The 10839-nt window shown below is 61.6% G+C and carries 8 protein-coding genes; 5 read left to right on the plus strand and 3 right to left on the minus strand.

Annotation, left to right across the window (positions count from 1 at the left end; translation table 11 throughout):
- Positions 1-3: 3 nt before the first annotated feature.
- Positions 4-1803: an ATP-binding protein gene (locus AC07E3_RS14830; RefSeq protein ID WP_478362958.1), complete on the minus strand. Its 1800-nt coding sequence runs from the start codon at positions 1801-1803 to the stop codon at positions 4-6.
- Between the two features lie 222 nt (positions 1804-2025).
- On the opposite strand from AC07E3_RS14830, the gene AC07E3_RS14835 reads away from it, so the two are divergent.
- Positions 2026-3321 carry a sulfite oxidase gene (locus tag AC07E3_RS14835; protein ID WP_478362960.1) on the plus strand — a complete coding sequence of 432 codons (1296 nt, stop codon included), beginning with the start codon at positions 2026-2028 and terminating at the stop codon, positions 3319-3321.
- A gap of 88 nt (positions 3322-3409) precedes the next feature.
- Positions 3410-4150, plus strand: coding sequence for a c-type cytochrome (locus tag AC07E3_RS14840; RefSeq protein WP_336071202.1), 741 nt, complete (start codon positions 3410-3412; stop codon positions 4148-4150).
- Between the two features lie 62 nt (positions 4151-4212).
- On the opposite strand, the gene AC07E3_RS14845 is transcribed toward AC07E3_RS14840, so the two are convergent.
- Together AC07E3_RS14845 and AC07E3_RS14850 are read right to left on the minus strand one after the other, a co-directional pair.
- Positions 4213-4956: a hypothetical protein gene (locus AC07E3_RS14845; RefSeq protein WP_478362962.1), complete on the minus strand. Its 744-nt coding sequence runs from the start codon at positions 4954-4956 to the stop codon at positions 4213-4215.
- Positions 4953-5459, minus strand: coding sequence for an RNA polymerase sigma factor (locus AC07E3_RS14850; protein ID WP_478362964.1), 507 nt, complete (start codon positions 5457-5459; stop codon positions 4953-4955). The genes AC07E3_RS14845 and AC07E3_RS14850 overlap by 4 nt, the downstream gene beginning before the upstream one ends.
- 231 nt (positions 5460-5690) lie before the next feature.
- Here AC07E3_RS14850 and deoC point away from each other — a divergent pair, with 231 nt between their 5' ends.
- From deoC to AC07E3_RS14865, 3 genes are all read left to right on the plus strand, one after another.
- Entirely contained in the window at positions 5691-6650 is a 960-nt protein-coding gene (deoC, locus tag AC07E3_RS14855) for a deoxyribose-phosphate aldolase (protein ID WP_478362966.1), read from the plus strand.
- 11 nt (positions 6651-6661) lie between these two features.
- Positions 6662-9058, plus strand: a complete 2397-nt coding sequence (locus AC07E3_RS14860; RefSeq protein ID WP_478362968.1) for an aldehyde dehydrogenase family protein — start codon at positions 6662-6664, stop codon at positions 9056-9058.
- A 213-nt stretch (positions 9059-9271) separates the two neighbouring features.
- Positions 9272-10786 (plus strand): ABC transporter substrate-binding protein, encoded by a 1515-nt coding sequence (locus tag AC07E3_RS14865; protein ID WP_478362970.1) that lies wholly within the window; start codon positions 9272-9274, stop codon positions 10784-10786.
- The last annotated feature ends 53 nt before the right edge of the window (positions 10787-10839 follow it).

Genomic DNA, 10839 nt, shown 5'->3' on the forward strand with positions numbered 1-10839 from the left:
TGGCTACCTGCCCAGATATTCGCGCCGCGCCATCTGCAGGGCTCTGGAGATCTTGTCCTCAGCGGCTCCCGCGGATGTGCGGACATGCCCGTCCGACCCTGTATCGACAGCAGCGGGTTCCTGCGGTGGGGCGCTCTGGTCATGGCTCATGATTGAACCGCGCCAGCGTTCCACGACGGCATTGACAAATTCCCGGCGCGAGCCGGGATTGAGGTCTCTGGGAAGCGCTGCTGCGGCTTCGCTTCTGGGAAGCAGCTCTTCAGACAGACGGTTGAAGACGAACTGGACCGGGAGCGGCATGCCCTCGCCGAAGCCGATCACCTCGCCGGTGCCGAGCGACGGCACGAAGTCCACCAGATTGGCCGTTGCGTCGGAGACGGCCGATTTGAGCAGAGCCTGGTCGCGCTCATTGGCCATGCGCATCGCAAAGAGCGTGTTGCACTGCGAGATGATGGTTGCATCGAGCTCGGCCGGCCGCTGGGTTACAAGGCCGAGATAGACGCCGTATTTGCGCCCTTCCTTGGCAATGCGGGAGAGCGCGCTTTTGCTCGGCAGGAAGCCGACGCTCGGATCAGCTGCCGCAAACCGGTGTGCCTCCTCGCAAACGAGAAGCAGTGGCATCGCGCCGTCGCTCCACATGCCGAAATCGAAGGCGAGCCGCGAGATGACACAGACCACCGCATCCACCACCTCGATCGGTAAACTGGCAAGCTGGATCACCGTTACCGGACGGCCGTTCGCCTCGAGGCGGAACAGCTCGGTCAGTATCGTTGCCATCGTATCGCCGCCGACTGTCGCATTGGCGAACATGAAGGCGTAGCGCGGATCGTTCTTGAGGGTCTCGATACGGCCGATCAGCCGGTGATGGGTCATGCGCGAGGAGCGGTTTTCCAGCTTGCCCATGCGCTCGTCGATCAGCGCCAGAAGGTCCTGCATCAGATAGGGAGCCGGCGTGTCGGCGGTAAAACCCGACTGACGTGGCTCGACCTTTCGCAATGCGCTCGGGCGTTCTGCGCTCTGGCGGCGGTTGAGATACTGGGTCTTCGCGAGAGGAATGAGTTCCGAAAGGATATCCTGCTCAGCCGGAACGGGCGGCTTGCCCGCGTAAAGAACGTCCGAGAACTCTTCGAAGTTAAAGAGCCAGAATGGCAGGCGCAGGTTTTTTGCTCCGACGAGATTGGCCTGGTCGCCGAAGACGCTGCCATACTCATTGTGATGGTCGAGGATGAGAACACGCAGCTCCCGCCAGGTTCTGATCACCTGTCGAAGGATGACTGCTAGCCCGCTGGATTTGCCCACGCCGGTGGAACCCAGGACGGCGAAATGCTTGGTGACGAGATTTTCTACATCCACATAGGCGGGAACACTGGTGTCGTTGTGCAGTCGCCCGATTTCCGCAAAGGTGGACTTGTTGCCACGGAAGATGAGGCGAAGCTGCTCACTGTTGATGATGCGCGCCCTGTCGTGGATTGCCGGATAGGCTCCGACACCTCTTCGAAAGCGCTGCCGGCCTGTCTCGTCCCTTGAAATCTCGCCAACCAGGTCGACCCGGGCGATGGCCTTCAGCTCGGGACCCGAGACCGTATGCGGCGTTTTCAGGGAGACTTCCGTTACCACGCCAAGAAGTTCGCGTGTGCCGGCCATGATGGCCATGAATTTTCCGACAGTTGTGCGAAGCTCTTCCGTCGTTCTGACGATCGGCAGCTCGATATAGGCTTCCGAGCCCTTGACCGAGCATACGTGGCAGTCTGGTTTGCTTTGGCCGGAAGTCGCTTGTGCGATACCGTTTTGGTGCTCAACCATGAATATCCGCTTCCTGCAACCTACCGGAGACATTTTTTGTGTTCAGGCGCGTAGGGCGGGAATTTGCCATACATTTCATGATTTTTCGTTAAGACGCCTACATTTCCGCCAAAACCGGCGCGGAATGGTGGAATAATTTCCCCGCTTCGCACGTCTCTGTGTCGACACATGCCAAAAAGTGTGTCCGCCAGCCAATTTTGCCAGCGCAGAGGGAGGAACCAGATGACGCGCATCGCCGAGACAACCAGGGCCCAGGACGGGGCAGCACCTGCAGATGAAAGTCATCCTGCGAAGCCTTCGGAAGGCATTGTGAATTCGGGGCGTCGTGGTTTCCTGAAAAACACCGGGCTTGCCACCATGGCCGCCATGGTCGGGGCTTCGATACCGTTTCACCGCAACATGCCAGCGGGGCTGGTGCCGGCAGCGTTCGCGCAGGACAGCGACGTGCTGGCCGGAAAGGACGGGCTGACGCTTCTCAACGACCGCCCGGTCAACGCCGAGACCCCGGCTGAACTGCTTGACGATGCGGTTACGCCGACGAGCCGGCACTTCATTCGCAACAACGGCATTCCGCCGGAAAATGTGGACCCGGAAAGCTGGACGCTGACGATTGACGGTTTCGTCGACAACAAGCTGGAGCTTTCCATCGCCGATCTGCGCGAGCAGTTTGAAGTGGTCACGCTGCAACTGACGCTGGAATGCGGCGGCAATGGGCGCAGCGCCTTCGATCCGCCGGCGAAGGGCAATCAGTGGACCCATGGCGCCGTGGCCTGCTCGGAATGGACGGGCGTTCGGCTGAAGGACGTGCTTGAAAAGGCCGGCGTCCAGTCGAATGTCGTCTACACCGCCCATTACGGTGCAGACGGCCACCTTTCGGGCAATCCCGACAAGCTGCCGATTTCGCGCGGGCTGCCCATCGACAAGGCGATGACCGACAACATTCTCATTGCCTTTGAGATGAATGGCGAGGCGCTGCACCCGATGAATGGCGCGCCGCTGCGTCTCGTGGTTCCTGGCTGGCCGGCCTCGACCGCCCAGAAATGGCTGACCCGCATCGAGCTGCGCGATCAGGTGCATGACGGCCCAAAGATGACGGGCACATCCTACCGTGTGCCGGCCTATCCGGTGGCGCCCGGCCAGGACGTTCCGGAAGAGGACTTCGTCATCATCGAGCGCATGCCGGTGAAATCTCTCGTCACCTTCCCGGCCAATGGTGCGGATATCGGCATGGAGACGGAGGTACGCGGCCATGCGTGGTCGGGCGACCGTTCCATCAGCAGGCTGGACATCTCCACCGATTTCGGCACGACCTGGCAGGAAGTGGAACTGGACGATCCGGTCAATGATGGTGCCTGGCAGAACTGGCGCGGCAAGGTGACGTTCCCGCAGGCCGGCTACTATGAGATCTGGGCGCGGGCGACGGACAGCGAGGGCGACATGCAGCCTTTCGCGATCGCCTGGAACCCCAAGGGTTATCTCAACAACACGATGCACCGGGTGGGTGTGCGCGCGAGCTGATCGCACAGCGCAACGTGCTCAATCGTCATGATACCGTGAAGCGGCGGGATGCTGCTTCACGGACCCCAATTCCACGGAGAAATGAAGAATGAAGCTTGCTCGCGTTCGGCTGGGTGTTGTCGGATTTGCTCTCTTTGCTGCCACGCCCGCTCTGGCGGATATTCAGGCCAGCCTGGCCGATGCCGACACCGCAAAAGGTGAAAAGATCTTCAAGCGGTGCGTCGCATGCCACACGATCGAGAAGGACGGCAAGAACAAGGTTGGCCCAAATCTTTATGGAGTGGTCGGCAAGCCGGTCGCACAGGTTGAAGGCTATTCCTATTCGCCTGCCATGAAGGCCTATGGCGGGGAGTGGACGGTTGAACGGCTGGACGCCTATCTGCTTCAGCCCCGCGCCGAGGTGAAGGGCACCAAGATGGCCTTTGCCGGCCTCAAGAAGGAAGAGGATCGCGTCAACCTGATCGCTTATCTAGGCACCTTCTCCGACACACCCGATCAGTCAGGCGCTGCGGTGGAAGAGGCCGCCCCGGCCGAGCAGACGGCGAGCGCGGAACCCGCGAAGGGGGCCGTTCAGGAGATCGAAGGCGATTTCGGGCGTCTGAAGGTCGCACCGGGGGTCGATACGACCTTCTACGCCTGTACCGCCTGCCATTCGGAAATGATTGTCGCGCAGCAGGGTCTCACCCGTGAGGGCTGGGACGAGATGCTTGAATGGATGGTCGACGAGCAGGGCATGGACGACATTCCGGAGCCGGATCGCACCGAGATACTCGACTATCTGGCGACGCATTATAATGAGGACCGCCCCAACTTCCCCAATCCGAACTAGAACATTGGACCGAAGCCTGGACCGCTTCACCGGGCCCGGGTGAAGCGGTGCAAAGGTTTGCTCTAGCCGCAGGATGTGGCCTGTGCGGTCGCGTCCCTTAGAGCGATCACGGTGTCGGGCTGCGCCATCCTGCGCGTCGCCTGTTCCAGATAGGCCGTGATCGCCGCAAACTTGCCCGCATCCATGCCGGTGGCGACGATCCGATAGAGACGGTCGGACACTTCCCATGCCGCGCTCTGCAGGTCCGGGGCAGAGCCTTCGGCATTCAGGGGCTTTTCGCTCGAAAAGACCGTCAGGCGGCAGCCCTCCCGGCCGGCGAAATGAGCTGCCATGCCATGCGGCACTTTCCTGACCGCCACAAGCGTGAGATTGGCCGCCGAGAGATCGGGGAACAGAGCGATCTCTTCGCCCGAAACAGTCTGGAAAACACCGTCTTGCGAAACAAAGGCCTGAGCGGAGAACGTCTCGTGAATGGCGAGCGGATCTTCCGGTGCAGGCGTATCCGGGCGGGTGAACGGATAAGCAAGGACAATGGCGAGTGCGACGGAAGCCGCAAGGGCTGAGCCGGGCCACCAGCGTCCCCACCCGCGCCCTGCACTACGGTTGTCGTTTCGCGCAGACGGTTGTGTGGCTGGCTGCGGCTTCAGGGCCTTCAGGCTGGCGGACATTTCACGGATTTCGGCAAGTGCCGCCTTCAATTCCGGCTCTTCCTCGAGCCGGCGTGCAAAAGCGGCGCGATCCTCGATCATTTCGCCGTCGTGAAATGCGTTGACCCTGATGAAATCCTCTTCCGTTACCTTGTTCATGGAGTCTGCTTTGCCTGCTCTTCATCCTGGCCGTCGCCATTGACACGGCGCAAAAGTTCTTTCCGGGCCCTGCTAACGCGGCTCATGACGGTGCCGATGGGCACGTTCATGACTTCTGCCGCCTCCGCATATTTGAAACCCATTATGTCGATGAGAAACAGCACCTCCCGTGTTTCGGGTGGCAGTCTCTCGAAGGCGAGGCGGATCAGAACATCGCGGCCTTCGCTGCCCGTTCCGTCGCTTTCATCCATAAGACGTTTTTGCACTGCTATATATTCACGGCGCACACGTCTTTTTCTGAGTTCGTCATAATGCAGGTTGCGGATGACGCGAAACATCCAGGGGCGCAGCTCGTCCGTGCGCGAGGGGCGGGTTTCGTGGCGCAGGGCGCGTTCGATCGCGTCCTGAACCAGATCCTCCGGGCTTTCCGCAGGCCCGCAGATCGAGTGCGCATAAGCACGCAGCTCGGGAAGAAGCAGTTCGATCTGCGAAAGATGCCCCATTTGCTGCCGGCCGCGTTCCCCTTTGCTCCGGTTGCGCCGGCATCGTCGAATGAGCCTTGCCGCCCGGAGTTGTCCTTTCGGCAAAGTAACCCCCTGGCTCGGCTTGTGGCAAGGCGGGGCGGCTTGACAGGGAGGTGGAAATTATGAAACGATCCAAACATAATGTTTCTATCGTAACATATCGATTGGCTGCCCGCCTCGCCGGGCGATTCCGAAACCACGGACGCTGCAATGACCGACGCTCTCGCCCGAAACACCGGCACGCAACTGAAACCTGAATGGTTCGAGGACGTGACCGTCAACCGCACTGCGGCCGAGCGCCGGGCGGGCACGTTGACCGCGCGCCGCTCGGTCAAGAAGGCCTATCAGGCGGCATGGCTGGTGAAGGCCATAACCTGTATCGATCTCACCACGCTTGCCGGCGATGACACGCCGGGCCGCGTGCGCCGGCTCTGCGCCAAGGCGCGGCGCCCTGTGCGCGAGGATATTCTGGAAGCTCTGGGGCTTGCCGATGCGGGCATCGCCACCGGCGCGGTCTGCGTGTATCCGACCATGGTTGGCCATGCGGTCAAGGCGCTGGAAGGCAGCAACATTCCCGTTGCATCGGTGGCAACCGGGTTTCCTGCCGGTCTCATGCCACTGCCGCTGCGGCTCGCCGAAATCCGCTATGCGGTGGAAGAGGGCGCGCATGAGATCGACATCGTCATCACGCGAGAGCACGTGCTGACCCAGAACTGGAGCGCGCTTTATGACGAGATTGCCGCGATGCGCGAGGCCTGTGGCGCGGCGCATATGAAGGCCATTCTGGCGACCGGCGATCTGAGCACGCTCACCAATGTCTATCGCGCTTCGATGGTCGCCATGCAGGCAGGGTCCGATTTCATCAAGACGTCGACCGGCAAGGAAGGCGTGAACGCCACCCTGCCGGTGAGCCTGACCATGGTGCGGGCGCTGCGCGACTATCGCGACTATTCGGGCCAGATCGTCGGGTTCAAGCCGGCGGGCGGCCTCAAGACGGCCAAGGATGCTCTCGCGTGGCTGACGCTCATGAAAGAGGAGGCCGGCAATCGCTGGCTGGAGCCGGACCTGTTCCGCATCGGCGCAAGCTCGCTTCTGGGCGACATCGAACGGCAATTGGAGCACTACGTGACCGGCCGCTATTCCAGCGCCAACCGTCACGCGGTGGCATGAGGATCAAAGACATGTCTTCCATCAAGGATATTTTGAACACCATGGAATACGGCCCCTCTCCGGAAGCCAATGGCGATGTTGTTGCGTGGCTCGACGCCCATGGCCGCTCCTTCGGTCATTTCATCGACGGGCGGTTTGTCAAACCGAAAGGTGCGCGCCAGGTTGCCGTTTCAAACCCGTCGGACGGATCGCAGCTGGCCGAAATCGCCTGCGGCACGGCAGAGGACGTGGACGCTGCCGTAAAGGCCGCCCGCGCCGCCTTTGGCAAATGGTCGAAGCTTCCCGGCCATGAACGCGCGAAATATCTCTACGCCATTGCCCGCCATGTGCAGAAGCGCTCGCGTTTTCTTGCGGTGCTGGAAACCATGGACAATGGCAAGCCGGTGCGCGAAACGCGCGACATCGACATTCCGCTGGTCGCCCGCCACTTCTATCATCACGCCGGCTGGGCCGAGATGGTGGAAGACGAGTTCCGCGGCTTCTCGCCCGTGGGTGTGTGCGGGCAGGTGATCCCGTGGAACTTCCCTCTGCTGATGTTGGCCTGGAAGATCGCGCCGGCGCTGGCCGCCGGCAACACGGTGGTGCTGAAACCCGCCGACCTGACGCCGCTGACGGCTGTCGCATTTGCAGAGATCTGCCACGAGGTCGGCCTTCCGGCCGGTGTGGTCAACATCGTTCAGGGCGATGGCGCTACGGGTGCCGCCATCTGCGGTCATGAGGGCGTCGACAAGGTGGCCTTTACCGGCTCCACGCAGGTGGGCCGCGTCATCCGCGAGCAGATCGCCGGTTCCGGCAAGAAGCTTTCGCTGGAGCTGGGCGGCAAATCGCCGTTCATCGTGTTCGAGGACGCCGACATCGATGCGGCTGTCGAGGGCGTGGTGGATGCGATCTGGTTCAACCAGGGCGAGGTTTGCTGCGCCGGCTCGCGCCTGATCGTGCAGGAAGGCATCGCCGAACGCTTTCATGCCAAGCTGAAGGCGCGTCTCGAAACGCTGCGCGTCGGCGATCCGCTCGACAAATCCACCGATGTGGGCGCCATCGTGTCGCCGGTTCAGGTGGAGCGGATTTCCGCACTGGTGGCGAAGGGTGTCGAGGAAGGTGGTCAGCTGTGGCAGGCTTCCGCCCCGCTGCCTGAAAAGGGCAATTATATCGCGCCCGGTTTCTTCACCGATGTGGAGCCGGCCGCGACCGTCTGCCAGATAGAGATCTTCGGCCCCATCGCCGCTTCCATGACCTTCCGCACACCGGACGAGGCCGCCGCACTCGCCAACAACAGCCGCTACGGGCTCGCCGCTTCCGTCTGGTCGGAAAACATCAATGTGGCGCTCGACCTTGCCGCGCGGGTGAAGGCCGGCGTGGTCTGGATCAACTGCACCAACATGCTCGATGCGGGCGCTGGGTTCGGCGGCTATCGCGAGAGCGGCTTCGGTCGCGAGGGCGCGCGCGAGGGGCTTTACGAATATCTCGCTGCAGACTGGGAAAAGAAGCTTTCCGCACCCAAGACATCGGAGACTTTCATTCCCTCCGCCTCTCCGGCGGGTGAGGGCAAGGTAATGGTCGAGGGCATCGACCGCACCATGAAGAACTATGTCGGCGGCAAGCAGGCAAGGCCCGATGGCGGCTATGTCTATTCTGTTGCCGGCAAGGGCGGCGTGCTGATCGGGCAGGCCGGCATCGGCAACCGCAAGGACATCCGCAATGCGGTCGAGGCGGCTTCGAAGGCCGGCGGCTGGGGCGGCGCGACCGGTCACAACCGCGCGCAGGTGCTCTACTATCTGGGTGAAAACCTGGAGGCGCGGCGCGCGGGCATGGAAGCCCTTCTGTGCGAGAGTACGGGCGTGAGTGCCAAGAAGGCGACCGAAGAGTTCGACACCGCGCTGCGCCGCATCTTCTATTACGCCGCGCAGGCCGACAAGTTCGACGGCGCGGTTCATTCCACCCAGTCGCGCCATGTGACCCTTGCCATGAACGAGCCCTTTGGCGTGATGGGCATTGCCTGCCCGGATGAGGCCCCGCTTCTGTCTCTGGTATCTCTGGTGCTGCCGGCCATCGCCATGGGCAACCGGGTTGTGGTGGTGCCGTCCGCGCGCCATCCCCTGATCGCCGGCGATTTCTATCAGGTGCTCGACACGTCCGATGTGCCGGGCGGTGTGGTGAACATCGTCACCGGCGAGCGCGATCTTCTGGTGAAGACGCTTGCCGAGCACGACGAGGTGGCCGCGCTCTGGTATTTCGGCTCGGCGGAAGGCAGCGCCATGGTCGAGAAGGCATCGGCCGGGAACCTGAAGTCGACCTGGGTCAACAATGGTCGTATGCCGGACTGGCTCGATGACGCGCAGGGGCGCGGGCGCGACTATCTGCGCCGCGCCGTTCAGGTGAAGAACATCTGGGTTCCCTACGGCGCCTGACGCGCGTCTTACGTTCTACGAATTAGCGTTATGAAGGAATAAAATTCGCACCGGCCCGGCAGATATGTCGGTCCGGTGCGAACATTTTGCTTTTTGCGGGATTCAAATGTCTCGCAGTCATCGTGTTTGCCGGTTAGATTAGCCACGAAACTGCGGGTTCGTGGCCACGGGCCAGGCGACTGCGCGGTTTGGAGTTCGCAAAGGACAAGCAAGATGACAGCATCGCTGAAAGAGACGGGTCTGGGCCTTCGCAGGCTGACGATAAGTGTGGCGTTCGCCATTGTTGGCGCGACCGGCGCCATGGCGCAGGACAACGCAGACCCTTCCGCCGTCATTCGCATCGGCTCGCTCTATGAGCCGCAGAACCTCGACAACACGGCGGGTGCCGGGCAGGGCATCAACGAGGCCTTCAACGGCAATGTCTATGAGGGGCTGTTTCAGCTCACCGACGATGGCGACGTGGTGGAGAAGCTGGTCTCCGGTTTCGAGATGAGCGAGGACGGGCTCACCTACACCTTCACGCTGCAGCCGGATGTCACCTTTCACTCGGGCGATCCGCTGACGGCGGCCGATGTAAAACACAGCATCGAGCGTGTCACCGCCGAGACCTCGCAAAGCTCGCGCAAGCGCAGCCTGGCGAACATCGAGAGCGTGGAGGCCAAGGACGATACCACGGTTGTTGTCACCCTCAAGGAGCGCTCCATCTCGCTGCCTTACAATCTGACCTATGTGTGGATCGTCAACGATGCCGCCGAGGATCTGACCTCCAGTGAGGATGGCACCGGCCCCTATAAGCTCGACAACTGGCGGCGCGGTTCCAGCATCACCCTTTCGCCCTATGCAAACTACTGGGGCGAAAAGCCGAAGAATGGCGGCGTGACCTTCTCCTATTTCAAGGAGGCGACCGCGCTGAACAATGCGCTTCTGACAGGCGCGGTGGACATTATCACCAGCGTACAGAGCCCGGATTCCCTGATCCAGTTCCAGGACAATCCGTCGTTTGTCGTCACGGATGGCCAGTCCACCACCAAGGAAGTGCTTGCCTATAACGACCGCGTCGCCCCCTTCGACAATGTGAAGGTGCGCAAGGCCGTGGCCCGCGCCATCGACCGCGAGCGCCTGCTGAACTCCATCTGGGGCGATTACGGCACGCTGATCGGTTCCTTCGTTCCGCCGACGGACCCGTGGTATGTCGATCTGAACGATGTCGACGCCTACGACCCGGAAAGCGCCAGGGCGCTGCTGGCCGAAGCCGGCTATGCGGACGGTTTCACCTTCACGCTCGACACGCCGAACTACGACCCGCATCCGATCGTCGCCCAGTTCCTGCAAAACGAACTGGCCAAGGTCGGCATCACGGTAGAGATCAACATCATCACCGCCAATGAGTGGTACACGAAGATCTATCAGGCGCATGATTTCCAGGCGACGCTGCAGGAGCATGTGAACCACCGCGACATTGTGTTCTACGGAAACCCCAATTTCTACTGGGGCTACAACAACCCGCAGGTGGTGGAACTGATCGCATCGGCAGAAGCGAGCGGTTCCGAAGCCGAGCGTGATGAAAAGCTCACGCAGGCAAACCGCATCATCGCCGAGGATGCCGCCAGCGGGTGGCTTTATCTCTATCCGCAGATTGTGGTATCGACCGCGTCGGTCAGCGGGTATCCGGTCAACGGCCTGAACTCGCAGTTCTTCGCATACGATATCGTCAAGCAGGCTCAGTAACCGATCCGGCGAGCCGCCATACGGTTCCACCTCGCGTGGAATTGTCCTGAGGG

The sequence above is a fragment of the Nitratireductor lacus genome, from assembly GCF_056431025.1.